The 25,662-nt window shown below is 64.4% G+C and carries 26 protein-coding genes and 1 pseudogene; 11 read left to right on the top strand and 16 right to left on the bottom strand.

The genetic code is table 11. The annotated features are described in order from the left end of the window. Window positions 1–506 precede the first annotated feature (506 nt). The gene (locus tag ACQP2U_RS15820; RefSeq protein ID WP_433715348.1) at window positions 507–3,071 is read left to right on the top strand and encodes a helix-turn-helix transcriptional regulator; all 2,565 of its coding nucleotides are present in this window, start codon (window positions 507–509) and stop codon (window positions 3,069–3,071) included. Here the strand turns inward: ACQP2U_RS15820 and ACQP2U_RS15815 are convergent. After that, window positions 2,992–3,861: a prephenate dehydrogenase gene (locus ACQP2U_RS15815; protein WP_433716479.1), complete on the bottom strand. Its 870-nt coding sequence runs from the start codon at window positions 3,859–3,861 to the stop codon at window positions 2,992–2,994. The two genes, ACQP2U_RS15820 and ACQP2U_RS15815, sit on opposite strands and share 80 nt — an antisense overlap. A gap of 333 nt (window positions 3,862–4,194) precedes the next feature. On the opposite strand from ACQP2U_RS15815, the gene ACQP2U_RS15810 reads away from it, so the two are divergent. Next, complete coding sequence (locus ACQP2U_RS15810) at window positions 4,195–4,458, top strand: hypothetical protein (RefSeq protein WP_433715347.1); 264 nt, start codon at window positions 4,195–4,197, stop codon at window positions 4,456–4,458. Window positions 4,459–5,132: 674 nt separating this feature from the next. After that, complete coding sequence (locus ACQP2U_RS15805; protein ID WP_433715346.1) at window positions 5,133–7,331, top strand: hypothetical protein; 2,199 nt, start codon at window positions 5,133–5,135, stop codon at window positions 7,329–7,331. Window positions 7,332–7,409: 78 nt separating this feature from the next. On the opposite strand, the gene ACQP2U_RS15800 is transcribed toward ACQP2U_RS15805, so the two are convergent. The 4 genes and pseudogenes from ACQP2U_RS15800 to ACQP2U_RS15785 all read right to left on the bottom strand — a co-directional run bounded on the left by ACQP2U_RS15800 (window position 7,410) and on the right by ACQP2U_RS15785 (window position 10,312). Beyond that, window positions 7,410–8,618 carry a cytochrome P450 gene (locus ACQP2U_RS15800; protein ID WP_433715345.1) on the bottom strand — a complete coding sequence of 403 codons (1,209 nt, stop codon included), beginning with the start codon at window positions 8,616–8,618 and terminating at the stop codon, window positions 7,410–7,412. A 289-nt stretch (window positions 8,619–8,907) separates the two neighbouring features. Further along, window positions 8,908–8,994 (bottom strand): annotated as a pseudogene (locus ACQP2U_RS15795) (hypothetical protein); the annotation flags it as partial. Beyond that, entirely contained in the window at window positions 8,958–9,953 is a 996-nt protein-coding gene (locus ACQP2U_RS15790) for a pyridoxal phosphate-dependent aminotransferase (RefSeq protein WP_433715344.1), read from the bottom strand. The gene ACQP2U_RS15790 and the pseudogene ACQP2U_RS15795, both read right to left, overlap by 37 nt. Before the next feature lie 83 nt (window positions 9,954–10,036). Continuing rightward, the gene (locus ACQP2U_RS15785; RefSeq protein WP_397039041.1) at window positions 10,037–10,312 is read right to left on the bottom strand and encodes a hypothetical protein; all 276 of its coding nucleotides are present in this window, start codon (window positions 10,310–10,312) and stop codon (window positions 10,037–10,039) included. A 254-nt stretch (window positions 10,313–10,566) separates the two neighbouring features. Here ACQP2U_RS15785 and ACQP2U_RS15780 point away from each other — a divergent pair, with 254 nt between their 5' ends. From ACQP2U_RS15780 to ACQP2U_RS15760, 5 genes are all read left to right on the top strand, one after another. Further along, on the top strand, window positions 10,567–10,836 hold the full coding sequence (locus tag ACQP2U_RS15780; protein ID WP_433716478.1) for an SAM-dependent methyltransferase: 270 nt from the start codon (window positions 10,567–10,569) through the stop codon (window positions 10,834–10,836). Between the two features lie 5 nt (window positions 10,837–10,841). After that, entirely contained in the window at window positions 10,842–11,201 is a 360-nt protein-coding gene (locus ACQP2U_RS15775) for a hypothetical protein (RefSeq protein ID WP_397038949.1), read from the top strand. A 78-nt stretch (window positions 11,202–11,279) separates the two neighbouring features. After that, on the top strand, window positions 11,280–11,735 hold the full coding sequence (locus ACQP2U_RS15770; RefSeq protein ID WP_433715343.1) for a MarR family winged helix-turn-helix transcriptional regulator: 456 nt from the start codon (window positions 11,280–11,282) through the stop codon (window positions 11,733–11,735). Beyond that, window positions 11,732–12,154 carry an organic hydroperoxide resistance protein gene (locus ACQP2U_RS15765; protein WP_433715342.1) on the top strand — a complete coding sequence of 141 codons (423 nt, stop codon included), beginning with the start codon at window positions 11,732–11,734 and terminating at the stop codon, window positions 12,152–12,154. The genes ACQP2U_RS15770 and ACQP2U_RS15765 overlap by 4 nt, the downstream gene beginning before the upstream one ends. A 14-nt stretch (window positions 12,155–12,168) precedes the next feature. Then, complete coding sequence (locus ACQP2U_RS15760) at window positions 12,169–13,155, top strand: zinc-binding dehydrogenase (RefSeq protein ID WP_433715341.1); 987 nt, start codon at window positions 12,169–12,171, stop codon at window positions 13,153–13,155. A 15-nt stretch (window positions 13,156–13,170) separates the two neighbouring features. Here the strand turns inward: ACQP2U_RS15760 and ACQP2U_RS15755 are convergent, their stop codons facing one another. Continuing rightward, entirely contained in the window at window positions 13,171–14,187 is a 1,017-nt protein-coding gene (locus ACQP2U_RS15755; RefSeq protein ID WP_433715340.1) for an NADP-dependent oxidoreductase, read from the bottom strand. Between the two features lie 350 nt (window positions 14,188–14,537). On the opposite strand from ACQP2U_RS15755, the gene ACQP2U_RS15750 reads away from it, so the two are divergent. Continuing rightward, complete coding sequence (locus ACQP2U_RS15750; RefSeq protein WP_433715339.1) at window positions 14,538–15,293, top strand: LGFP repeat-containing protein; 756 nt, start codon at window positions 14,538–14,540, stop codon at window positions 15,291–15,293. A gap of 81 nt (window positions 15,294–15,374) precedes the next feature. Here the strand turns inward: ACQP2U_RS15750 and ACQP2U_RS15745 are convergent, their stop codons facing one another. Beyond that, a complete protein-coding gene (locus tag ACQP2U_RS15745; protein WP_433715338.1) occupies window positions 15,375–15,770 on the bottom strand; it encodes a hypothetical protein in 396 nt (131 codons plus the stop codon). Between the two features lie 309 nt (window positions 15,771–16,079). On the opposite strand from ACQP2U_RS15745, the gene ACQP2U_RS15740 reads away from it, so the two are divergent. Next, window positions 16,080–17,492 carry an MDR family MFS transporter gene (locus ACQP2U_RS15740; protein WP_433715337.1) on the top strand — a complete coding sequence of 471 codons (1,413 nt, stop codon included), beginning with the start codon at window positions 16,080–16,082 and terminating at the stop codon, window positions 17,490–17,492. 4 nt (window positions 17,493–17,496) lie between these two features. Here the strand turns inward: ACQP2U_RS15740 and ACQP2U_RS15735 are convergent, their stop codons facing one another. The 6 genes from ACQP2U_RS15735 to ACQP2U_RS15710 form a co-directional block, all read right to left on the bottom strand. After that, entirely contained in the window at window positions 17,497–18,237 is a 741-nt protein-coding gene (locus ACQP2U_RS15735; RefSeq protein WP_433715336.1) for a hypothetical protein, read from the bottom strand. Next, complete coding sequence (locus ACQP2U_RS15730; protein WP_433715335.1) at window positions 18,234–18,443, bottom strand: hypothetical protein; 210 nt, start codon at window positions 18,441–18,443, stop codon at window positions 18,234–18,236. The genes ACQP2U_RS15735 and ACQP2U_RS15730 overlap by 4 nt, the downstream gene beginning before the upstream one ends. A gap of 140 nt (window positions 18,444–18,583) precedes the next feature. Continuing rightward, the gene (locus ACQP2U_RS15725; protein ID WP_433715334.1) at window positions 18,584–18,892 is read right to left on the bottom strand and encodes a hypothetical protein; all 309 of its coding nucleotides are present in this window, start codon (window positions 18,890–18,892) and stop codon (window positions 18,584–18,586) included. A 19-nt stretch (window positions 18,893–18,911) separates the two neighbouring features. Beyond that, the gene (locus tag ACQP2U_RS15720; RefSeq protein ID WP_433715333.1) at window positions 18,912–19,571 is read right to left on the bottom strand and encodes a class I SAM-dependent methyltransferase; all 660 of its coding nucleotides are present in this window, start codon (window positions 19,569–19,571) and stop codon (window positions 18,912–18,914) included. 62 nt (window positions 19,572–19,633) lie between these two features. Further along, complete coding sequence (locus ACQP2U_RS15715) at window positions 19,634–21,058, bottom strand: amino acid permease (protein WP_433715332.1); 1,425 nt, start codon at window positions 21,056–21,058, stop codon at window positions 19,634–19,636. A 97-nt stretch (window positions 21,059–21,155) separates the two neighbouring features. Further along, entirely contained in the window at window positions 21,156–21,983 is an 828-nt protein-coding gene (locus ACQP2U_RS15710; RefSeq protein WP_433715331.1) for an NADPH-dependent oxidoreductase, read from the bottom strand. Between the two features lie 111 nt (window positions 21,984–22,094). On the opposite strand from ACQP2U_RS15710, the gene ACQP2U_RS15705 reads away from it, so the two are divergent. Then, on the top strand, window positions 22,095–22,859 hold the full coding sequence (locus ACQP2U_RS15705) for a siderophore-interacting protein (protein ID WP_433715330.1): 765 nt from the start codon (window positions 22,095–22,097) through the stop codon (window positions 22,857–22,859). Between the two features lie 60 nt (window positions 22,860–22,919). Here the strand turns inward: ACQP2U_RS15705 and ACQP2U_RS15700 are convergent, their stop codons facing one another. From ACQP2U_RS15700 to ACQP2U_RS15690, 3 genes are read right to left on the bottom strand one after another with little or no spacing between them, the layout of a single operon-like run. Next, the gene (locus tag ACQP2U_RS15700) at window positions 22,920–24,014 is read right to left on the bottom strand and encodes an ABC transporter substrate-binding protein (protein ID WP_433715329.1); all 1,095 of its coding nucleotides are present in this window, start codon (window positions 24,012–24,014) and stop codon (window positions 22,920–22,922) included. Beyond that, on the bottom strand, window positions 23,975–24,862 hold the full coding sequence (locus tag ACQP2U_RS15695) for an ABC transporter permease (protein ID WP_433715328.1): 888 nt from the start codon (window positions 24,860–24,862) through the stop codon (window positions 23,975–23,977). The genes ACQP2U_RS15700 and ACQP2U_RS15695 overlap by 40 nt, the downstream gene beginning before the upstream one ends. Then, a complete protein-coding gene (locus ACQP2U_RS15690) occupies window positions 24,852–25,658 on the bottom strand; it encodes an ABC transporter ATP-binding protein (RefSeq protein ID WP_433715327.1) in 807 nt (268 codons plus the stop codon). Before ACQP2U_RS15690 ends, ACQP2U_RS15695 begins: the two co-directional genes overlap by 11 nt. Between the last annotated feature and the right edge of the window lie 4 nt (window positions 25,659–25,662).

The following is a 25,662-nucleotide window of genomic DNA, read 5'->3' as shown; positions in this document are numbered from 1 at the left end:
ACGACTACTGGTCGAGGTGCGGCATGATGAACCGTTCAGCAGTGCTGGAACTCTGGATCGCTATTACCGTTGAGCCAGGTAGTCGCTGAATTCCGTATCTATCAGCGCCTAGATAAGATTTACGCTCGGTGCGGAATATCGACCGTATCGATGACATAGAAGTACTCGGAGAGTTCGACACCGGGAGAATCTTCTACATTCGATCAGCCCAATCTCTGATCAGCCGGCGATCCGCCCGCCGGGTCGGGCCATGCGATCGTGACCGGACCGATGATGCGAACATAGCGAAGACTACGGCCAGCACGCACTTTTTCGAACGTCGTCAACTCTCGCGGATATGATCCCCACCTATAATATTTGCTCGCGGCATACCGAATCCCACAACTTCGACTCACCCTGTGGTGTCACAATCATCAACTGATAGGTAGATATCGCACATCCGCAGATCGGTGGATTCACGAGATTTCGTTGGCAGCGTGTCGGACCGACCGGCTACTCTGCTCGATGTGTCAGCGCAACGCCCCTTCGGTAGCGGTTCTCTTCCAACAGCGGCCAGTGATTTCGTCGGACGAGAACGAGAGCTGGAAAAAATCGCAACCCTATTTCTGTCTTCGACGCGACTGATTACCTTGATCGGCGCGGGCGGCATCGGCAAAACCCGGCTCGCGACCGAAGCCGTCCACCGCTATCACAAAGCGCGGCGGGTGCCGATTCACTGGGTCCGGCTGGCCCGACTCCCCGCGGGCTCGGATGCGACGGCGGTCGAGGACGAGCTCGCTCACTCGATCATCGACATGGACTTCTCGAACCGGTCGACCTGGGATGCCTTGATCGATAAGTTGACCAAGACCGAGGGCACCAGCCGCAATCCGCAGGCCATTCTGGTGATGGACAACTGCGAGCACGTACTCGACGGTGCCGGACAGGCGATTGCGGCGTTGCTGGACGCGGTGCCCGGACTGACCGTACTGGCCACCAGCCGCGAGGCCATCGGCTGGGTCGACGAGCAATTGGTGCCGGTCCCGGCACTGTCACGCGAACAGGCGCTCGCTTTGTTCCGCGCCCGAGCGGAGTTGACCGGTCACCCTATTGCGGGTGATGACGACGCCGCGCTCGCCGGTTCGATCTGCTGGCATGTGCACAACCATCCCCTCTACATCAGGCTGGCCGCCGCCCGGCTGACGCGGCAACCGTTGCCGATGATCCTGCGTGATCTCAGCGGCGAGGACGGCGACCGACGGCTGCGCTGGTCGCATGGCCCACGGGTAGGCGCAGACGAAAGACATTGGCGCATCCACGATGTCATCGCCTGGTCCTACGACCTCTGCCAGGACGACGAGCGCCTGCTTTTCGAGCGTATGTCGGTCTTCGCCGCCGGTTACGACAGCAATACGGACGACGATCACGGCACGTCAAGGCGCGATGTGGGGGCCGAACTCGAAGCGATCGAGGCGGTATGCGCCGACGACGACGGCGCTGGCATCGCCCGCGACGAGATCGAGGGTTTGCTCGAACGTCTCGTGGACCAATCGCTCGTCACGGTGCACCTGACACCTGATTCAGTCCGGTATTCACTGCTGGAAAGCTTGCGAGTCTTCGCGCAGCAGCGGCTGCACGAGCGATCGGCGGGGGCGGAGTGGCAACGGTTGGCCGGCAGGCACCGACGGTACTACCGGGACAAGGCCGTCCGCGCTGGAGCCGATTGGTTCGGCCCGGCCGAACAAGAGTTGTTGGACTGGGCTCGTGCGGCGTGGGACAACCTGCTCACCGCGATGGACAGCAGCCTCGCCACGCCCGGGGAGTCCGCGATCGGATTGGAGATCGCGACCGGGTTGATCGCCCTGCGTCTTCCATTCTTCCTGGGTTCCCTGCGCGAGTCCCGCCGCTGGGCAATGCGCACACTGGAAGCGACCCGCGGTCTCGATCCCCAGCCCATTGCACTGCAGACCGCCTCGATGGCGCTGACCGCATGGTTGACCTCGTGTCAGGGCGTGCACGACGAGGCCGCCCAGATGCTCGATGAATGCGTCGCCGCCTGCGTCCCGGATGCGGCAGCGAGATCGAATTGGCGAGACGATCCGATGGCCGATCTCGGTCTGCCGGCTCCTGTCGACTTCGCCTGGGGTACCGAACTGCTCTTCGCGGATGATCCGCGCTCGATTGTGGTCCTGGCACGTGCGCGCGAGCGGTTCCGCGCGGATGGCGATGAGGGCGGTGCCGCCATGAGCGAATTGTTCCAGGCCCTGGCGGCCGGACTGCTCGGCACCGCGGCACAGGCATTGGAGATCGCACAGCGCTACCTCGACCGTGCCACGCGATCGGGTGCCGGATGGGCACAGTCCTGGGCCGAATTGGCCTGGGCGATAGCACTGACCAAGCACGGTGATCCACATGAGGCATTGGCCGTCGGGCGTACCGCGCTGAGGAGTCAACTGTCCATGCGGGACCAGTGGGGAGCGATCTGGGCGGTCCATATCCGGACGTGGACACTGGCACGCTTGGTCGCCGACGCACGCGTCGACCATGGCGCACAGCCCGATTCAGTGCTCTGCTTGGCGACGGAGATCGCTAATCTCGTCGGCGGTGCCGGCACGGTACGGCAGCAACTCGGCGTGAACATCGCCAACCTCGGACCGTTCGCCACCGAAACCGATAAGGCGATTGCGGTAGCCCGAGATGTGCTCGGACACAAGGCCTTCGCAGCCGCCACACACGAAGGAGCGATACTTCGAACCGAATTCGACGAAGTGGCTCGGCTGGCGCTCGGCACTCTGTCGTTGAACAAGCTGGCACTCGACCACCCGATCCGTCGACACCGACCATCCAAATGGAGCGAGTTGTCGGCCGCCGAACGCGAAGTGGCTGTATTCGCCGCGGCAGGCTGGACCAACACGGCGATCGCGGCAAGTCGTGGCAGCTCGTTCAAGACGGTCGACGCACAGATCGCATCGATCTTCAGCAAGCTGATGATCAACTCGCGAGCCGATATCATCACCCTCGTTCCCAGCGATGCACGGGAGAAGGTCGCCCAGGCGGCCGCCCGTCGCCCCCAGCAGCGAAGACATCGGTAGCCGAATCAGTGTGCCCACAACTCGGCCGCGCGCTCAACTCCCGCATCGAACCGGCCATAGTGTTCAATTCGGTGGCGATTTCGGCCAGCACTTTCGATACCTCGATCGCATTGGCTCGCAAGATATCCGTCGACAGCGGCGCCTCATCCGCGGCGAATCGCATGACATCCCGAATCCCGCTGCCGCACAACCGCAACACCGCATCGTCGGCGCCTCGAATGCTCGCCGCCAATGCCGACGCGACCAGATGCGGCACATGCGAGATCCGGGCAACGGCCCGATCATGCTCGGACGGTGTCATCATGACCGGGTGTGCACCGGTCAGGCCGACCAACTCGACGACGGCGTCGATCGCGGCCGGACTCGTATCCGCAACCGGTGTGAGGGCCCACGGTCGATCTCGGAACACATCAGCTGATGCGGCGAGCGGACCCGAACGCGTACGACCGGCCAATGGATGGCCACCGACATAGTTCTCCACATCGCAGCCGATCATCTCGGCATCAGCCGTAGGAGCCACTTTGACGCTGCCGACATCGGTATAGAAATGTGCGAGCGATTTGACCTGACATTCGGCGAGCACTGTCGCGATATCACTCGACGGCACGGCCAACACCGCGATATCGACCGGCGCCGCGGGCAGACCGACGACTCCCGCTCGCCGCGCCGCTGCCATGGCGACCGTATACGGATCCCGATCGCACAAATACGTCAGAATTCCCTGCTTACGCAGGGCGAGTGCGATAGATGTTCCGATCATTCCGGTGCCGATTATCGCAACCTCGCGCACCGACCGGTCCGGCGGCGTTTTCACCGCAACCGACAGATTGTCGAATTGAGGACATCACAAATTTTCATTACCCGACCTCATTGGCCTCGGCTCAAGCACAGTACGAAGTGCCTGATAGGGCGAGCTGATCTCGATGGGCAACAAGCTACTCGGGACGCACCGACCGGTTCAATAGGGAATGCACATAGGTAGATAATTCTCGGCAATTACCTACCAGCAGTCGCTACCTACGCAATCCATTTCAGACGTGAAGAGCATGGTGTGCGTCTCCACCGCGCCTTTGGAGCCCGCCGCCAGGGCCGGCGGCCGAATCGTCATCCTAAAATTGGGGCCATGACCGCAGCGACGGGCCTTGTTACTTTCACGCTTCATTTCATCAACGAGGAGGATCTCTTGTACCGTCCTATGCTGAATGTCATTGCCGGCGGCGCGCTTGCTGCCGCTCTCGTACTGCAGCCCGCGCTCGCCGCGGCCGCGCCGAACGGCCTCCCGGTGGCACCATCGACCACCGCCTCGACCCAGATCACCGCGCCGTTCGACCCCATCTGCCCGCTCTGCTTCATCCGTGAGTTGATCGAAAGCGGGTCCGCGCGCTGATAATCCGCCCAACCGGGCGAGCAGCACCTGCTCGCCCGGCTTGGGGATCAACCGACGGTCGACTCGTCACTGCCGAGCCGCAGCCGCCGGGTCGGAGACGAACACCCGCCCCGGGTAGACGGAATCGCGAACCCGGGGCCGTCTCGTTCAGCCGCGGATACATCGCTCGGCCCATTTCCGGTGAGATGCGCGAATCCTTCGCGCAATAGAGCCGCCCGCCCGCGAAGGCATGGCCAAGGCCCGCGCGAAAGACCGGCTCAAGGGCAAACACCCGAAAGTGCCACTCGCAGCACGAAAAACGATCCAACGTTGCTACCACGACCCCGACGACACCTCGATCGCATCCACTTCGTCGTGACAAAACAGGTGGCGCAGGTTCGTACAGCGATCACCGATGCCGTAGACCTACTTATGGTCCCATTCTGGAGTTCGACAGACCGGAATGGAGAGGTGTGAAGAGCATTGGTGTGCTGTGCGCTGCTCGCCGGACTCCTGGTGTTCGGGCCGCGTGGTGTGCGTATCCACCGCGCCTTTCGAGCCCGTCGCCAGGGCCGGCGGCCGAATCGTCATCCACTCGAAATCGCCGTCTCCGGTCATCTCGTCGAACCATCGCATACGACAGCCCTTTTCGTGCCCACCCGGCCAGCGGCGGCGCGCACATCACAGGAGTCGACATGAGCACAGCTGCACCGGTTCAGGAGTCCGCGTCGAATATTCGCCTGCGCGGACCCGCGACCTCCCGATGGTTGCGGCGCACTCTTGTACTCACCTCGCTGGTCTGGACCGCCGCGGCGGTCCTTCCGCAAGCTCTCGGGCTGTCGGATGCGTGGCGGGCCTTCGGCACCGGACTCGTCATTCCGGGCGCCGGTCTGTTGTACGCGATGCCGCCGCTCGACCACACCTTCGCTACCGAGGTTGTCGTCGGCCACGCCGTGGTGCTCTGGGCCGAGGTCGCTCTCGCTAGTGCGGCGGTGCGCCGTGGCCGCGGTCTGCTGGTCGCTGGAGCGGTCGCACCGCTGGTCGCAATAGCGGTCGTGGCCGTGCCGACGTTTGTCGTGGTGGCCGGTCATATTGCCGCCTTCATCGGCGTACTGGCCGCCGCGAGTTGGGCATTTGCCTTCCGTTCGGTGGCGCGGTCGGATTATGTGACCCTGCCGGCGATCGTGCTTTTCGCCGCCGCGGTCTCTGCAGCATTGACGCAGGTGCACGGCGACATGCCGGGACCGATGACATGGGTGTGGTGGGGTGCTCCCGTTGTCGCGGTGGGGCTTTCGGCATTCGGGTTGATTCGTGAGCGCGTCCGGCATGGTGCCGCCCGTCGGCTCGGGATCGAACGGGAAAACTATTTGGCCGGGCGGCGAGGCTCGGCGCGGACGAATCCGGTGCCGCTCGACCATCGCCTGGGTACGCCCGAGGTGACCGAGGCCGGTGTCGATCAGCTGCGATTGCTGCGATATCTGATGAGCATCGCCGCGCAGCCGCTCGACGACTGGGACGGTTTCGACGCCGAGGGTGCGGGCCCGTTGCAGCAGTACCGGTATCAGCTCAATGCCATCGGCTGGGCACTGGCGATGTACGGATACTCGCATTCCCCCGCTTTGCGCGGACCACTGCACCGCGCACAACTCGCCGTCCTCACACGCATGCAGGACCAAGCGGTCTGGGGATACTGGTACCACCAGAATCTCTTGGGCAATTGGGACTTTCGCGCGCGGCGCGCGGATCCGATCGACGTGCCACAGAACATCATGTTCACCGGCTACCTCAACCTGCAACTCGCCATGTTCCGGCAGGCGACCGGTGACCGTCGCTTCGACACACCCGGCTCGCTGACCTTCTCTTGGTCCCCCACCGAGGAATTCGCCTACGACCACCCTGCGATCAACGACATCGTGATCCGGAACTTCGGCGGTGAACTCGGCCTGTGGCCGTGCGAACCGCTGCCGGTCGGCCGCCGCCGCAGGCACGGCCTCGTCTTTCCATATTGCAATGCGGTGAGCGCGGCGGGCGTGGCGATACTCGACGCACTGGTCGGGACCAACCATGCCGCCGACATCAGTCGCCGCTTCCAACGCGGCCTCGATAGCGAGTTCACCGCCGCCGATGGCGATATCGTCTCCTTCATCGCCTCCGGACTCGGCTTCACCGCACGGGCATTCCGAGGACCGGCAACCACCGCGTCGGTCGCGGCTTTCGTCGCACCGCTACTGCCCGACCTCGCCTGGCGCGCATGGGAAATACTGCTGTGCGAATGGCTGACCACCGACCGGTTCCGGCACCTCGGCACCGGCGGATCCGAATCCCCGATCGTCGCGGACTGGGGCTCGCAGGCGGCGACCAACGCCGAATCATTCGCAGCGGCAATGCTGCTCGCACAGGAATGCGGAGAATCCGATTGGTGCGCCGAACTCTGGGCAGCGGCGACCGAGCAGCTGAGGTTCGGCGAATATGCTCGACAACCAGGGGTCTGGAGCTTCGACGCGGCCTCACTACATGCCAACGGAATGCTGGGGCTCGGCGGGCTCGGCCGCACCTACGCCCTCACCGACATGATGTCACGGCCCCGGCCACCGCAATGGAACGCAGGGCCTCGGATCTTCGATATGCCGCATCCGAATATCCTTGTGGCCAAGGCGGTCTCCGACGGCTACGGGCTGGACGCGGTCCTGTATCCCGGTCTCGGACCGGGCCGATTCGCACTAGTACTGGATCAACTCACCCCCCGAGGTCAGTATCTGATCCACGGTGCGGTGGAAGGAGAAGTGACCGCCGACGCGGCCGGCAAGGCCCGGATAGCCATCGAACTCCGTACCCGCAGCACCATCGCGGTGCGGCCGGTGCCGCACGGACCTGCCATTCGTCGATCAGCGTAACGAACTCGAACATTTCGTCGCGACTGCGACCAAGCGAGGTGGGGCCCGATCGTCGCCGCAGATCGCCCCGCTCGGCAGCTAGGAAAGGACGACCGGGAGGGCGGTCAAGGCCCGGTGGAAGGGACCGGGTCGCCAGGTCAGTTTCTCGGCGGGAACCGCCAGCCGCATACCCGGCAGGGCGTCCAGGAGCTGGTCGATGGCGTCTTGCGCGATCAGGTATGCCGCGGTGCGGGCCGGGCAGGCGTGCGGTCCGGTGCTCCACGCCAAATGCGAGCGGTTGCCGGTGTGTTCACCGGCGCTGATAGCCGGATCGTTGTTGCAGCCGGCCATGCTGACGACGACCGGTTGATGTGCCGGAAGCCAGACATCGTCGATCAGAACCGGCTGACGCGGGTAGGTGACGCAGAAGTTCGCCATCGGGGGATCGGTGAACAAGACCTCGTCGAGCGCATCGCGGGTCGATAGGCTCCCGCTGAGTATGTCGCCGCCGAATCGGTCATCGGTGAGCATCAGCAGCAAGGTGTTGACGATCAAATTCTGTTGCGGCTCGATCCCCGCGCCGTAGAGAACGACGAGTTGGTGGATCAATTCCATATCGTCGAGGTTGCTCGGGTGATGGATCAGTCGGGTGGCGATGTCGTCACCAGGTTCGGCTCGTTTGAGCGCGATCAACCGCGCCAGCGCCTCGGCGAGCAGGACGTTGCCCTGGTCGGCGTCGATACCGTCGAACAGCGCCGCGATTCCGGCCGCAACCTCCTCCCCGATCCGAGGTGGACAGCCGATCATGGCGTTGACGACCGCGAAAGCGAGCGGGAAGGCGTACTCGTCTACCAGATCGACCGTGCCAGCCTCGGGCATAGCATCGATCAGTGGGGCGGCGAGACTCTCTACCGTGGCGTGCAGCGCGTGTAGATCGACCTCGCCGATGCTCGCGGTATTCGCCTGTCGGTAGCGTGCATGCTCGATTCCGCTGCTGCGCAAAGCATTCGGACGCCATTCCAGGACTGGGAGCACCGGGCAATCGGCCGGGACAGTTTGCTGCCAAGCCCGCGGATCGGCCGGAAAGTGTTCGGGATCGTGCAGGATTCGTATTGCGGCGCGATAACCGATCACCAGGGTGGCGGGCACCCCTGGGGCAAGATAGACCGGTACCAGCGCGCCGTAGCGTCGACGCATCTCTCGGTAGAAAGGGTGTGGATTCGCGGCGAATTCCGGACTGAACAATGCCACCCGTCGATCGTCGGGATCGACCGGCGATTGGTGGTGTGGAATCGGACTTGTCACCATCCGAGCTGCCATCCCTCTCCCTGGGGCTCTGACAGGCCAGTCATGTCCCGCCGAACGTGCGCCTGCGCTATTCGTACCGTTAACGCTGGACTGCGCACGGCTTTTGAACCACCGACCAGCCGAGCCCTGGCACAGTAGAACAACAATGGCGAGTGCGGCAGACAAACCGATAGGCAGCGACTCCCTCTCACCGAGTTGACGCCACTCATAGTCACCGACTAGGTAGGTGACGAACATCGGTAGTTTCGGATTTTTACGAGTGCCACTATGGTCCGCGACCGAATGTCCGTCATTGGGCGAAAGTCCCCAGCTCGGGTGACCTCGGAGCCCCACCGGAGTTCAGCGCGACGCGGCAAGCACCGCATCTGTCGCCACGGCATTGCCGACGGTGATCCTGATACCCGTGCCGCAATGCTTGACCTGGATTCCGTCGCGCACGAAAGCCGCGCGAAGCCGGTCGATTTCGGCATTACCGCAGGAATTCAGGTACACGAAATTCGCCGCGCTCGTCGGCACCGCGAAGCCCAGTCCGCGCAATCCCTCGGTGAGCCGACCGCATTCATGGGCGATCGCCGCGGTGCGCACCGCCAATTCCGCCTCGGCGTCATAACATGCTCGCACACCGGCCTCAGCCAGCGTCGTGACCCGGAAAGGCAGCTGCCACCGTCTAATTTTCGCGATTACCGGAACCGCGCCGAACGCATACCCGACCCGCAGCGCCGCCAACCCGTATGCCTTCGAAAAGGTGCGCGTCACAACCAGATTCGGATTCCGCGCCACCAGGTCGGTCGTGGCCACCCGATCCGCGACCGCGACGAACTCGATGTACGCCTCGTCGAGCACGATGGTGACCGACGGATCGATCCGATCGAGCAAACCCTCGAGTTCGACCAGGTCGATGCGGGTGCCGGTCGGATTGTGCGGGCTGCACAGCACAACCACCCGCGTGTGGGCGTCGACGGCATCGGCCATGGCGTCGAGATCCTGATGGCCGTCCGCGGTGAGTGGAATCTGCACTGCCCGACCATTGATGGCCTCGGTCAGCAGCGGATAGCCGTCGAAGGTCGGCGTCGCCATCACGACGCTGTCGCCGGGCGCGACGAACTCGCGCAGGATATATGTGATCACCCCGGTGGCACCCGCGCCGATCACCACCTGCTCAGGCGGCAGGCCGAGCCGTTCGGCGATCATCGCCGGCAGCCGCCGCGGCAGGTACTCCGGATATCGGTTCGGCACTATCCGTGCGCCCCGCAGCGCGGCACGCACGGACGGCAAAGGGCCATAAGGATTTTCGTTGAGCGCGAGCCGATGCTCCAATTCCGAGGTCGGCGACATATCGAATCCCCTCGCTCAGCGTCGATGAAGGCCCGCACGACTATTCATGCGGGCGCTCGATTCGAACGGATGCTATGTGGTCGCTAGAGCACGGAATTCATGATCGTGCCCGCACTGGTGGCGACCGCACCACCGGCCATCGCACTGGCAATCATCTTCGGCGACTGCAACCCGCCCCCGGTCCATTTCTCCCAGGCGAACCGGCCGCCGCCATAGGTTATTGCGGTAACCCCGGACAACTGAATCATCCAGGTGAAATACCGGCCCATTTGCATCAGTTTGTCCGCCATCGGCGGCGCCTCCGGTTCCGGATTACTGATCTCGGCTAACACGACATCGTGTAACGCTGCGAGAATCATGCTCACTTTTCATGCTCCTTGTCGCATGCCGGTGCTGGGAGAAGAAGAGACTTCGCAATGGACCGCTGACAGCGCGTTGACCTCATAGATTCAACCTCATCAAGATCATGCGGCGGGGCCGACACACCGGAATCGATCGCCTGATGCCGCGCGAATCCCGGCGTGCTGAGCGCTCGTCGCGCCTTTCCTGAGCGCGGAAAATTCGCCGGAACAGGCCGCCGACCTTGCGGCCGATCGGCGATTGCGGGATCGTCATGCCCGATTGCAGAGCCGAAGCCGCCACCGAGGCGCCAACCGAAATCGACACGAGTGTGGCTCATGAAGCTCGTGTTTACGATTATTGGCTCAGTGGAAAGGACAATTACCCGGCAGAGCGGGCGGCGCGGCGATGCGATAGCCACCCATATTCCGGCGATCCGCAGTATGGCGCACCAATCGGACTTCCTCGGTGGGCATGGGCCGCAAGGACTGACATCGACCGACGTTTGGGTCGGCGCCGGTCGGCAACTCCCCTCATGAGGTGATCATCATGGTCAACGATCTGGAGAAGCGGTGGACGGCGGACGAGCCGACCTTTCATCGGGTGGCGATCTATGTGGCGGCGGTGCTCGGGGTGGCCGCGCTCGTCTTCGTGGTCACCGCGATATGGGCGGCGCAACGGCGGGCCTGCGCGGACGCGGAGACGATGCTGTGTGACACCGCCGCTAAAACCGCGATCCTGACCGGTCCGACCGTGGTGCTGATGCTCGGCGGCATCTGCGCATTCGTGCAAACGTATCGCGTGTGGCGGCGCGGCCGTAGTTGGCCGATCTGGCAGGGCGCTGGTTGGTTCCTGTTCACCATGATGATCGTCTACCTCGGCATCGGCGGCGGCAGCGTCGCTGGCTGAGTACCGGCGCCCGAGCTGTGATGTGAAGCACAGGCAATTATGTTGTGCCCAATTTAATTGCCCACTACCGTAGTAGACATGACCGATCACCTCACTCTCGACGAGCAGCTGTGCTTTCGGCTCTACGCCGCGTCGCGGGCGATGACGGCGGTCTATCGCCCGAAGCTCGAACGCCTCGGGCTCACCTACCCGCAGTACCTGGTGATGTTGGCACTGTGGGAACGCGACGGTCGCAGCGTCGGCGACCTCTGCGAAGTACTGCTACTCGACTCCGGAACGCTGTCGCCACTGCTCAAGCGGTTGGCGGCGGCAGGCCTGGTCGAACGACGCCGGGCAGCGGCCGACGAACGTCGCGTCGATATCCAACTCACCGAACGCGGCCGCGAACTGCGGTCCGAAGCCCGTTGTCTACCAACGGAAATGGGCGAGGCCAGCGGGCTGACGCCCGATGAATTCATTGCCCTGCGCGAAACCCTTCGGCGACTTGCCGATTCGCTGATATCCCACCCTCGATCGAAAGAGAGTCAGCCATGACCGTCCTGTACACCGCCGAAGCCCTCGCGACCGGCGACGGACGCAACGGCCACGCCCGCACCTCCGACGGCAAGGTCGACGTCGCGCTGAACATCCCGAAGGAAATGGGCGGCAGCGGCGTTGGCACCAACCCGGAGCAGCTCTTCGCGGCGGGTTACGCGGCCTGCTTCCACAGTGCACTGCGCCTGGTCGGCACGCGCGAAGGCGCGAATGTCGACGATTCCGCGGTCGGCGCGAAGGTCGGCATCGGCCCGAACGACGAGGGCGGCTTCGAGTTGACCGTCACCCTCGAGATCTCGCTGCCGCATCTTTCCCCCGACGAGGCGCAGACCATCGCCGACAAGGCACATCAGGTGTGCCCGTACTCGAACGCGACCCGCGGCAATATCGACGTCCAGGTCACCCTCGCCGACGACTGACGAAAGGAATCCACATGCGTGCCGTAGTCATCGAACGTTTCGGGGAGCCGAAGGATGTGCTCACCACCGCACAGCAGCCGACGCCCGAACCCGGGCCCGGACAGGTGCGGATCGAACTCATCCTCGCGCCCATTCACAACCACGACTTGGCGACCATTCGCGGGGTCTACGGCTACAAGCCCCCGCTGCCAGCCGTTCCCGGCACCGAGGCCGTTGGCCGAATCGATGCATTGGGATCGGATGTGCTCGGACTGGAAGTCGGTCAGCGCGTGAGCGTTTCCGGCATCCACAATGTGTGGGCCGAGTATTTCCTGGCCAAGGCGACGCAGGTGGTTCCGCTGCCGGACAGCATTTCCGATGAGACGGCGGCGCAATTACTCGCGATGCCGCTCAGTTCCCTGATGCTGCTGGAGGATTTGCGGGTTTCACCGGGCGACTGGATCGCGATCAATGCCGCCAATGGTGCGGTCGGTCGCCTGGTGAATGTGCTTGCGCGGCAACGCGGTCTCAATGTGCTCAATCTGGTTCGCGGCTCGGCTTCGGTTGAGTCGTTGCAGGAGTTGGGTTTCGAGCCGGTCTTCGATACCGAATCCGATGGCTGGCTCGACCGGGCCGTCGCGGCCACGGCGGGTGCGCCGATCGTGCGCGCGGTGGATCAGGTCGGTGGGCGGGCCGCCGATGCCCTGCTTTCGCTGCTCGGTCAGGACGGTGAGCTGATCTCGTTCGGTGCACTGTCCGGTCAGCCGCTGTCTATCAACCCGGGTCCGCTGATCTTCAAACAGGCTGTGGTCAAGGGCTTCTGGGGTTCCAAGCGGGCCGAGCAGACCAGCCGCGAGGATATGCGGCGCCTGATCGGCGAACTCGTCACAATGGCGGCAACCGGCGCGCTGCGCCTCGACGTCGAGGCCGTCTATCCACTGGAGTCCGCCGCCGATGCCGCCGCGGCGAGCGAAACGCCGGGGCGATCGGCCAAGATCGTACTGTCGTCCCAGCCGGTGTAATCCGATCCGGGCCCGCTACCCGACCCGCACCACGAGTTTGCCGAAGTTACGGCCCTCGAGCATGCCGATGAACGCCTCTGGTGCATGCTCGAGGCCCTCGACAATGTCCTCGCGGTAGCGGACCCGATCCTCGGCGATCCAGCCGGACATCTCGCGCAGGAAGTCCTTGTACATCTCCCGGACGAATTCGGTCTGAATGAATCCGCGCACCGTCAGACTCCTGGTCAGAATGCGGCCGTAGAAGCCGGGCAGGCGATCGGTTCCCTCGGGTGCACTGGTCGCGTTGTAATTCGCGATGAGTCCGCAAACCGGCACGCGCGCATAGGTATTCAGCAGTGGATAGACCGCGTCCGCCACCGCGCCGCCGACATTTTCGAAATAGATATCGATGCCATCAGGTACCGCGGCGCGCAGTTGATCGGCGAAATCCGGTGCGCGATGGTCGATTGCGGCGTCGAAGCCCAATTCTTCACGCACATGGGCGCATTTCTCCGGGCCGCCCGCAATGCCGACCGCCCGCGCACCCTTGATGCGGGCAATCTGGCCGACAGCGGAACCAACCGGGCCGCTGGCCGCGGCGACCACCAGGGTCTCCCCCGCCGTCGGCTGCCCGATCTTCAATAGCCCGGAATACGCCGTGAACCCGGGCATACCGAGAACACCGAGCGCGGTCGATACCGGCGCTTCGTCCGGATCCAGCTTGCGCAGGCCAGACGCGGGCGCGACCTGATGCGTCTGCCAGCCCGAATAGGCTTGCACCACATCACCTTTCGCGACCGACGGGTCCCGCGATTCGAGTACCTCGGCGACGGTCCCGCCGACCATCACATCGCCGATCCCGACCGGCGCCGCATACGACTCGGCGGCACTCATTCGCCCGCGCATATACGGATCGAGGGATAGATACAGGGTGCGCAGCAGTACCTGGCCCTCGCCGGGCTCGGGAAGCACCGCGGTTTCGATGCGGAAATTCGCCGGGGTCGGTGCGCCCTCCGGCCGGGATGCCAGCACAATCCTCGTCGACTCCACCATATGCCTTACCCTAGCCCGGCGGGGGCGTCGATTCACCAGGCTTGCGCCTTGGGCCCGAGATAACGTCCGGCGTTCACTTCCAGGGTCTGCCCGGTGACCCAACGTCCGTCATCGGCGGCGAAGGCGTCTACGCTACTGTCCAGGCGTTCGGCGCGAACGGCCCCGCCGCACGGGCCAGGGACCTGGTGGAACTGCTTGTACCCTGACCCGTCGCGACCGATCGCACGTCCTGAGAAAGCTAGGCACGCTAACGGTCGCCGGTATGTCACCGATAGGGCCGCCGACGGCCAGATGACAGTCCGAGAATTCACACCTGTTCGTGTTCGACTACGACCTGTTCAGGAGTCAAATTGGTACGGCTGGTTCGCACCCTTTCCGGATCGTACGCGCGGGCGGCACTCACATCGGCCACCGCCGCACTGGCGTTGCTGCTGAGCGTCGGCCTCGGCACCGCGACGGCACGCCCTGTCGGTCCGTTCGACGTCGGGGGAGCCATTGAGGTCGAATACGACCAGGTCGGCGGCCCCGGTGTGCTCGGCGACCCGACCGGACCCGAACTCGATGCCGCCAATGGCGGCCGGTATCAAACGTTCGAGCGCAATGCCGCTATCTATTGGCATCCCGATACCGGCGCGAATGCGGTCAGCGGCGCGATCCGCGACAAGTGGCGCGACCTCGGCTGGGAGACCGGCATACTGCGGTACCCCGTCACCCGTCAGCTGTCCACGCCGTCGGGGTCCGGCGCCTACAACGTTTTCCAGGGAGGGTCCATCTACTGGTCCCTCGGCACCGCCGCGCACCAGATCGGCGGGGCGATCCGCGATAAATGGGGTGCCTACGGCTGGGAAAGCGGCGCACTCGGGTTCCCACTCACCGACGAGGCGGCCGCCCGCGCGGGCAACGGGCGCTACAACCTGTTCCCGGGTGGCGCGATCTATTGGTCCCCACGTTCGGGTGCGCATGTCGTCTGGGGTGCGATCCGCGATCTGTGGGTGTCCAATGGTCAGGAATCCGGACGGTACGGATTCCCGACGGGCGAGGAGTACGACTACGAGGGCGGGAAGGCGCAGGACTTCCAGGGCGGTCGGATCACCTGGCAGCCCTAGGAAACGCGATGTGGCGGCCTACATTGCGCCACAGCAGGATGAGTGCCTTCACCTTTCGCGCAGTCGAGCTAGCCGCGACAATCAGCACGTCCTCGCCGCGGCGCGGCATACCGTCCAGCCGTCGCCGTCCGGACGCGGTACCCGGGTCCATGTCGTCGTGCCGCCGGTGCGGTTGCCGGAAGTATCCGTGCCGGACTCGTTCCGGCTGCGGTATTCGCGCAGATTGTTCTGTTGTTCGTTGCGCCGCAACGAATTCTGCGGGGTGTGGTGGTAGCCGAACGGATCGATGTGATGCCAGCCGGTGGTATCACGACCGCTGGTACTGCCGCCATTGTTCGAGTGGTCCGAGCGCGCGTCCGGAATCGCGGACGCCTCGCCCGCGCCGATCACCGTGCCCAGGGTGATCGCGCCGACGAGCAGTGCGAGGGCTCTGCCTCGTGCGCCACCGTGCTTGGTCGTGGTTGTTCGATGCATCATGGCTCCTTTGCCTCGGTGCTCCAACTACTGAGATGAATAGTAGATGTAGAACCTGAGAAATTTCAGCACCATGCCTAGCAGGCACTTTCAGCGCGAGTGCAACGGCAAGCACGTAAGCATTCAGTAGGTTCGCTTCCGCCTGAGGAACCGGGTAACCCAGCGACACCCTGGATGCGGATGCCCGGCAAGCAGGTGACGGCACGGGAGATCGCGACCGATCCGGTGCCGAAATAATTCCGTGCGGGAATAGCCGCGGCCGCGATACGTTGCTTCGGGGTGGTTGGTGAAGCGAAGGAGAGGGGCCGGTCGGTGGCAACCGAGGCAGTGGAGTCGTCGGTAGGTCTGCGATCCGATCGAGGTGCGATCCTTGCTTCGCTGATGCTCGCGACGGGACTGGTCGCGCTGGATTCCACCATTATCGCGACCGCGGTGCTGACCATCACCGACAGCCTCGGCGGATTCTCGCAATTCCCGTGGTTGTTCTCGATTTATCTACTGACACAAGCGGTTACGGTTCCGGTGTACGGCAAGGTCGCCGATACATTCGGGCGCAAACCGGTAATCCTGTTCGGTATCGCGGTTTTCGCGCTCGGCTCATTGCTGTGCGGTGCGGCGACGAGCATGTTGGGCCTGATCATTTTCCGCGCGGTGCAGGGTATCGGCGCGGGCGCCATCATGCCGATGACCATGACCATCGCGGGCGATCTCTACACCCTGACCGAACGTGCCAGGGTACAGGGCTATCTGGCCAGTGTGTGGGCGATCTCGGCGGTGGTGGGACCGCTGCTGGGCGGGCTCTTCGCCGAATACGTCAGCTGGCGCTGGATCTTCCTGATCAATATCCCGCTGTCCGCACTCGCCGGGTGGATGCTGGTCCGCAACTTCCAGGAGAGCACCCCACGCCGCAAGCAGCGCGTCGACTATCTCGGTGCGGCACTGCTCACCGTCGGTGCGGGGGCGCTGATTCTCGGTTTGCTCGAGGGCGGACAGGCCTGGGCCTGGTCGTCGCCGACCGGCATCGGCATCTTCGTCGGCAGCGCATCTGTACTGGTGCTGTTCGCCCTAGTCGAGCGACGAGCCGCGAATCCGATTCTGCCGCTGTGGGTTTTCACGCGACGGGTCATTATCGCCAGCAGTCTGGTCTCGGTGCTGGTCGGTGCGATCCTGCTCGGCATGACCTCGTATGTGCCGACTTTCACCCAGGGTGTGCTCGGAACCGGGGCATTGATCGCCGGTCTTACCGTCGGTGCGCTGACCCTCGGCTGGCCGCTGGCCGCATCCCAGGCCGGAAAGGTATACCTGCGCGTCGGTTTTCGCGCGACCGCGCTGATCGGCAGCACTCTGGCCACCGTAGGGGCCGCGACCACCCTGCTGATCGATGAGAATTCCACGCTGATCCAGGTCGCCGCTTCGTGTTTCCTGATCGGCACCGGCATGGGCTTGGTCGCCACACCCACCCTGATAGCGGCCCAGACCACGGCGCAGTGGTCGGAGCGCGGCGTGGTCACCTCGGCGAATATGTTCGCCCGATCATTGGGTAGTGCGGTCGGTGTCGCGATATTCGGCGCGATCGTGAACTCGCGCGTCGGCGACACCGACCATCCGGCTCCGGCATTGCTGTCCTCGGCGGTGCATCTGGTCTTCCTCGCGGTGGCCGCGATGGCCTTGGTCATGGTGACCGCCTCCGCGATGATGCCGCGCCGAGGCACGAACGCCGCCTAGCACGTTATGAGACGCGCCGCTGGGCGATTTCGGCCAGCGCGCGGTCACGCTGTTGGGTGGGTAGTTGTTCGGCGGCGGCGCGGACAGCATCGACGGCGGATTCGGAGAGGGCGTTCAGTGTGCCGCGGTATTGCGACCAGAGGTCGTTTTCGGCTGTGGCACGCAGCATTTCGGTGAGTTTGTCGGGCGAGGCCAGGTTGACGAAACGTTCCAGTTGCGCGGCATCGTCGACGAGGTGGGCCGAGCGGACGAGTGCGATGCCATCGAGTGCGGATTCGGTGGCGCGGGCGGCGGTATCCGGAATCGAGGAGACCAGCTCGCCGAGGGTAATCCAATCTTCGCGTGCCGCGAGCTCTTTACCAACCGCGACAATGGTGGCCTCGGGCAGACCACCGATAACGGCCGCGCAATGGCGTGGATCGAGTTGTGCGGCAATATCGGCGAGGAAATCGATCGGCAGGCGCTTGGCGACCTCCACCGCGTGCGACGGATCTAGCACGCCCGACATCCGGGCCGCGAGCAGCGCACCGCGGCTGCGTGCCACCATTTTCGCGGTGATGGACGTCGGAATCACCTTGGACGCCTGGGCAACCCGACGCAACCCGGCTTCCTGTCCGGCGACGAAAAGATCGGTGACCTGGCGACGGAATTCCCGCAGATCCGCATCGGGTACGTCAGCGAGATAGGCGAGCTGATCGGCTGGAACACCCAGTGTCCGAGCGAGTTTCAGTAATTGCGCCGTCACAGCCCGGCCGCCTTCTTGACCGGGCCGCGCAGAAAGCGCGGCAGGAAGTCGAGCATTCCGAAGGCGGCGGCCTTGAGCTCGTCGGCCTGCCGCCATCGGGCATCGACTACCGCTTGAGCGAGTTCGGCTTGGTGCTCCGAGCTCAGCGCGGAAATGCCAGGGGGTAGGTCCTCGGATATCAGTTCCGCCAGCGTGTGCTCTGTCATGGTTACCTCCGTGGGCACATCGGGTTCATGATCACAGTGGGGCGATTCGGGGCTTGATGCAAGGAAACCGCGCTGTTCGAGCATTGCCGGGATCGCATGCCCTAACGTCGGAGCATACGACCGAGTCGTAGATCGATCGGTCATTGGTGGATCGGTGGTCGCCATGGGTGTCGAGCACAGATGGATATCGCGGTAATCGGCGCCGGACTTGCCGCATTGACGGCGGCTCGCCAATTGCGTCGCGACGGATTCGATGCGCCGTCCTGCTGGATGCCTATGTCGGTCTGCAGCGGTTGGGTCGGATGTCGCGCGGTGCCAGCGGCGGCACCGCGGTCGGCGACCCGGGCACGGCAATGGGATGCCGAGACCGTCGAGTTGTGGACGCGGCGCAATGTGCATTCGGAGATCACCGCGTTGGTCGCTGGACACTGGAAGCCGACAGCGGTCATCTGCCCCCTCCGGTGTGGCTTATCCAGCAGCCGAGCGGGTAAATTCGGCCCGCCACCTTTGCGTCTCGTGATTCGCTTCGATATCCACTGCCCGAAGTCCCCCAGCAGCAAACGAATTGATCTCCGACCGGGTCAGTGGCCACGGCGGTCCGCTGACCTGTTCTCCTTCCGCCCTGATTCCGGCGATCACGACCAACTGACCACCGGGTGCTACGGCCCGCCGGATATTGGCGATCGCGGTGTCGCGCACCGACACCGGCATCGACTGCACCGTAATCGACTCGACGACGAGATCGAACGCTTCCCGCCACGCGGCGGGCGGATCCAGCAGATCGGCCACCACATACTCAACGGATGACTCCGGAAACCGTTGGCGCACTTCGGCGATGACGGTCGGCGAAATATCGAAAGCGATGGTCGCGAAACCGAGCCGGCCGATGTACTCCGCGTCCTGCCCGTATCCGCAGCCGATTACCAATGCCCGACGTCCGGCACGGTCGGACGGTCCTCGCTCGGCCCACTCGACCAGCATCGGATTGGGCTGATCACGATCCCACGGCACCACCGCCGCCCCGGCGGCCGCCTCCGCATACAGTCGCTCGAACCACCCGGTCGGATCATCCTGCGCAAGCGACTCGGCGGCCAACCTGCTGGCATCGGCATCTCGGTTCACAGCCATCCGGCCAGTCTCGCACGGGCCGACGTCAGGAGCGGCCCCGCCGGAAGGCGCGGCGACCTCCGCTATGCCACCGGTTCGGTTACCGCGCCGCCCTTGCCGAACTTGGTCATCGCCAGATAGCCGCCGCCGACAAGCACACCCCAGACCGCTCCGACGATAATCGCGGTGCGCCCGCTGTCGGTCCAGAACAACAGGACGACAACCAAACCCAGGAAAGCCAACGCCAACCAAGTACTGATCGGAGCACCGGGCAGACGGTAATCGCTGGCGGGCAGCTCGCCACGACCGACCTTGGCGCGATAGATCAAGTGGCACACCAAGATTACGCCCCAGACGAAGATGATGCCGATGGTGCTGACCGAGGTGATGTAGTTGAATGCCTTATCCGGCGAGATCACATTGACGATCACACCGATGACCATCGCCGCCGCCGAAGCCGTGATGCCGACATACGGCACCGCACGCGAACTCAGCTTGTTCAAGCCCGCGGGAGCTTCCCCGTGCAGCGACAGGGTGCGCAGCATGCGGCCGGTGGAGTAGATGCCCGAATTGCACGACGACAGCGCCGCGGTGAGCAGTACGAAATTGATGATGCCCGCGGCACCCGGAATACCGATCTGCTGGAACACCTCGACGAACGGACTCTTGCCCGCGTGGAAGTTGCGCCAACTGGCCACCGACATGATCACCACGAGCGCGCCGACATAGAACAGGCCGATCCGGAACGGCAGGGTATTGATCGCCTTGCGCAGCGTCTGGCGCGGATCCCGCGCCTCACCCGCGGTCACGCCGACCAGTTCGACGCCGACGTAAGCGAACAGCACGATCTGCAGCACCAGCAACGACTGTCCGAACCCGTTCGGGAACACGCCGCCATCGGCCCACAGGTTGGTGACCGTCGGATCGGCGGCATGGCCGAAGCCGACCGTCAGCACCCCGATACCGATGAGGATCATCGCGATGATCGCGGTGACCTTGATCGCGGAGAACCAGAATTCGCCCTCACCGAACAGTCGCACCGAGATCAGATTGGCGCAGAACATGACCGCCAACACCACCAGCGCGGTCAACCACGGCGCGATATCGAACCAGTACTGCACATACTTCCCGGCGACGGTGATCTCGGCCATACAGGTCGCCACCCACACCGCCCAGTACGACCACCCGGTGACGAATCCCGCGAAGCGGCCGAGGAATTCGTGCGCGTACTCGGCGAAGCTACCCGAAATCGGCCGGTAGGTCAGCAACTCCCCGAGCGCCCGCATGATCACGAAGATCGCCAGACCCGCCGCGAGATAGGCCAGGATCAGCCCCGGCCCCGCCTGCTCGATCGCACCACCCGCACCATAGAAGAGCCCAGTGCCGATGGCACCACCGATCGCGATCATCTGGATGGTCCGTGGGCTCAGCCCCCGGGAGTACCCCTCTTCACCGGATGGAGCCGTGGGCGCCGAATCAGCTCGTAGCTGACGGTCGGAGGCTGTCATGGATCGTGCGGTCCTTCCCCTGGAGCTCGAGATCGATCAGCCCGTCACGCTACCGGCCGCACCACCGGACCGCCGCGCGACCCGAACCGTGGTGCGATCAGTGCAGGCGGAAGCCATGATTCGCCAGGGACTCGCGGAGCCGGTGGCGGCCGTTCAGGCTGGCGGCGGAGGCCAGCCGAGTCAGGACGCGTTCGGTCCAGGAATGCGCCAATCGCTGTTCGGCGTAGAACTCGGCGATGCGCTCTTCATAGGCCGCGACGTGGGTGCGTTGGGCGGGGAGGTCGTAGGTTTCGTGGTGGAGTACGGCCGGTTGCGGGAGGCGCGGTTTGACGCGGGCGTCCTCATTCGGGTCCGGGTGTCCGACAACGAGTCCGAAGACGGCGAACACTTGGTCGGGCAGTTCCAGTTCCGCCGCGACCTGTTCCGGATTATTGCGGATCGCACCGATATAGACGGTCCCGAGGCCGAGGGATTCCGCCGCGACGACGGCGTTCTGCGCGGCGAGTGCGGCGTCGATGAAACCGACATAGCTCGATTCGAGGTAGTCGGCTCCGGCCAGCGGCGCTTCGCGATCGTCGGCGAGTTGGCGCAACCGGGCGAAATCGGCGGTGAACACGAGCAGCACCGGTGCCTGTTCGATATGCGCCTGCCCACCGGCGAGCGCGGCGAGGCGAGCCTTGCGCGCCGAGTCGCGGACCGCGATGACGCTCCACACCTGCAGATTGGAGGAACTCGGCGCGGACTGGGCCGCGGATATGAGCAGGCGCAGGGTGTCGTCGGAGACCGGGTCGGCGAGATAGCGGCGCACCGAGCGGTGCTCGTGCAGCACCTGCAGCACCGGATTCCATGCGGTGGGCTCGGTCGAATTCGGATCCCGATAGCGCTGCTGGATGGCGTAGGCGGGGCTCGGCACGGTCTGCGTCATGCCGATCATCCTGTGCCATGTACGGCGCGCCCGTCTGCGGTAACCCTCAGCATGAACCGAACCGGGTACGGTTGGTAAGGCAAGCCTAATTAGCAATTAGTGGAGGTTACCTTGGCACGACCCCGCACCACCCTGACGGTGCAGCGCACCGAGCGGCTGACCCCGCATCTGATCCGGGTGCATTTCGGCGGACCCGGATTCGCCGCGTTCCGACCGAGCGAGTTCACCGACTCGTATGTGAAGTTCATTTTCCCCCGCGACGGAATAGATGTGCTGCGCACCTACACCGTGCGCTCGGTCGATCCGGATGCCGGTGAGCTGGCCGCGGACTTCGTGTATCACGGCGACGAGGGCATTGCCGGTCCGTGGGCCGCGTCGGCGCGGCAGGGCGACACCATCGACTGCTTCGGACCGGGCGGAGCCTATGCGCCGCGCGTCGATGCCGACTGGCATCTGCTGGCCGGTGACGAGGCGGCGCTGCCCGCGATCGCTGTCGCGCTGGAGGGGATGCCCGCCGATGCGGTCGGGCATGCGTTCGTCGAGGTCGCCGGACCAGATGACGAACTGAAGCTGGACAAGCCGACCGGCGTGGAGCTGACCTGGCTGCACCGCGGCGCACGCGAGCCCGGCGATGCACTGGCCGAAGCCGTGCGCGCGGCGACCTGGCGCGAGGGCCGGGTGCAGGTCTTCATCCACGGCGAGGCGCGCGCCGTCATGCAGGACCTGCGCCGCTACATCCGCCGCGAGCGCGGCGTCTCCGCGGAGTGGGCGGCCTCGATCTCCGGCTATTGGCGGCGCGGACGCACCGAGGAGGGCTTCCGCGAATGGAAGGCCGAATTCAAAGCAAGCGACACCGAGGACGCGCCGACCAGGTGAACGGCCGAAATCCCATGGCGACCGGATGTTCGCCGATCGCCATGGGATTTCGTGGTGTCGCTACTGCTGATTCGCGCGCAGCGCCTCCTGCACGAACCGAGTCGTGTAGGTCTTCGACAAATCGATGCGGTCCTTGACGGGCGCCACATTCTTCGAGTACTTGCCGAGCACGTTCAGCACGTTCTCGGCGCCTTCGGATTTCATCAGGCCGCTACCGTTGAACATGCCGATCGAGTCGCGGATGGATTGGACATAGAGATCCCGGCCAGCGCTGGCGTATTGCGAGGGCATCTTGGCGGCGATCTCCTCGGCGGTGTGCGTCTTGATCCACTGCAGCGTCTGCACGAAGGCCGTCGCGACCTTCTGCACGATATCCGGATGCGCGTCGACGGTGTCGCAGCGCATGTACAGCGAGGATGCCGGATACAGCCCGCCCAATGCCGCCCGGGTGCCCTGCTCGGTGCGCATATCCACCAGAATCTTCGCCTCACCGGAGTTCACCATGGTGGCGACCGTCGGGTCGGTGGTCATGCCAGCATCGATGCCGTTGTGGTTCATACCCGCGATAAAGGTCTGTCCCGCACCGACTTTCACGCGCGTGTAGTCGGCGGTGGTCATGCCGGCCTGCCCGGTGAGCGCCTGGGTGAGGAAGTCGGTCGAGGAGCCGAGCGAGGTCACACCGAGGTTCTTGCCGCGCAGGTCGGCCAGCGAATTGATACCGGCCGCATCCGCCTTGGAGACGAGTTCCACTTCCCCTGGCACATCGGCGAATTGGACCACCGAGGTCAGGCACTGTTCCTTGGCCTGCAGGTCGATGGTGTGGTCGTAGAATCCGACCACGGCCTGCACATCGCCGGTCAGCAGCGCGGTTTCGGCACTGGCACCGGACTGCTCGCCGAGCAATTTGACGTCGATATCGTTCTTCGCGAAGAATCCGAGCTTCTCGGTGAGCATGGCGGGCAGGTAGATCACCTTCTCCAAACCGCCGACCATAATGGTGATCTGGGGCCGCCCGTTTGCCATCGGAATGGTTCGCGAGTCCCGGCAACCGGTCGCCAGCAGCAGTGCCGCGATGACTCCGAGAATGATCGTCAGATGTTTGACGTACCGCATGATCAGATCCCGTGGCTCGAAGTCGCCTGCGACGGACGCCATTTCAGTAGTCGGCCCTCCGCCGCACTGATCGCCCACTCCGCCAGCAGCGCGATAACGGTGATGATGATCATGCCCGCGTAGATACCGGCCGAATCGAACGTGCCCTGGGCATTGCTGATCAGCAGACCCAGACCTTTACTCGCACCGGCATATTCACCGACAACCGCGCCGATCAGCGCGAAACCGAAGGCGGTGTGCAGACTCGACAGGATCCAGGTGGTCGCGCTCGGCAGCACGATCGAGCTCAACACCTGACGCTTGCTCGCACCGAGAATGCGGGCGTTATTGATGACATTGCCGTCGACCTCACGCGCACCGGTGAAGGCATTGAAGAACACGGCGAAGAACACCAGCACCACGACCGTGGCGACCTTCGAGCTGAGCCCGAGACCGAACCAGATGATGAACAGCGAGGCCAGCACGATACGGGGAACAGCGTTGAGCGCCTTGATGAACGGTGCGAGCACCTCGGCCCAGTACCGGCTGCGGCCGAGCAGCGTACCGAGAACGACACCGGCCACCGCGCCGATGACGAAGCCGAGCACCGCTTCCTGCACGGTGGTGTACATCTGCAGCCAAATCGAGCCGAATTGTGTTCCATCGGTGAACCATTCGACCAGCCGGTCCCAGATCAGCGAGGGCTTGGAGTAGAAGAACGGGTCGATCCACAGCGTGGCGGTGAGCTCCCAGGCGCCCAGCCACACCGCGATCAGCAGGATCCGCAGACCCCAGGTACGCAGCCGGTTGCGCCGGAGGTTGGTCCGCACGCGCGCGAGAATCTGCTCCTCGGTTTCGATTTCGACCTCGGGCGCGGACTTCGCCACATCTTCGAGTACGTTATGCGACACGGGAGGCTCCCTTGCCTCGGGCTGCCTCGACCTGATCGCGCAGCGTTTCCCAAATTTCCTTGTAGATATCCCGGAATTCGTTGGTGAGCCGTACCTCCTCGACATCGCGCGGACGTTCCAGCGACACCGGGAAGTTGCCGCAGACCGTGGCCGGGCTGGCGGTCATGACGACGACCCGGTCGGCGAGCACGATGGCCTCTTCCAGATCGTGGGTCACGAAGATGACGGCCGCGCCGGTGCCCGCCCACACGCGCAGCAGCTCGTCCTGCATCAGCTGCCTGGTCTGCACGTCCAGCGCGCTGAACGGCTCGTCCATCAGCAGGATCTCGGGATCGTTCACCAGCGTCTGCGCCAATGCGACGCGCTTGCGCATGCCGCCGGAGAGCTGATGCGGGTAGTAGCTCTCGAATCCGGCGAGACCGACCTTGCGCACCCAGCCGCGGGCCTGTTCGCGCGCCTCGGCCCTGGACTTGCCGCGCAGCCGCGGGCCGAGGGCGACGTTATCGATCACGCTCTTCCACGGCAGCACCGCGTCCTGCTGGAACATGTAGCCGATGCCGTCCGGGATGCCGTGGACATCCTTGCCGCGCACCAGCGTCCGCCCGGCCGAGGCCGGCTCCAGCCCGGAGACCAACGACAGCGTCGTCGACTTTCCGCAGCCCGTCGGGCCGACCACGGCGACGAATTCGCCGGGTTGCACCGCGAGGTCGAGATTGCGGACGGCAGTGTGGATTCCGCCGCCGGTGCCGGGGAAGCGCTTCGTCGCGCTCCGCAGCTCGATGAGTGGTTCGGTCATTTTT

The sequence above is a fragment of the Nocardia sp. CA-084685 genome (assembly GCF_050955785.1).
In the GTDB taxonomy this organism is placed as follows: Bacteria; Actinomycetota; Actinomycetes; order Mycobacteriales; family Mycobacteriaceae; genus Nocardia.
Note: the sequence above shows the minus strand (reverse complement) of the source record. Positions and strands in the feature narration are given on the sequence as shown.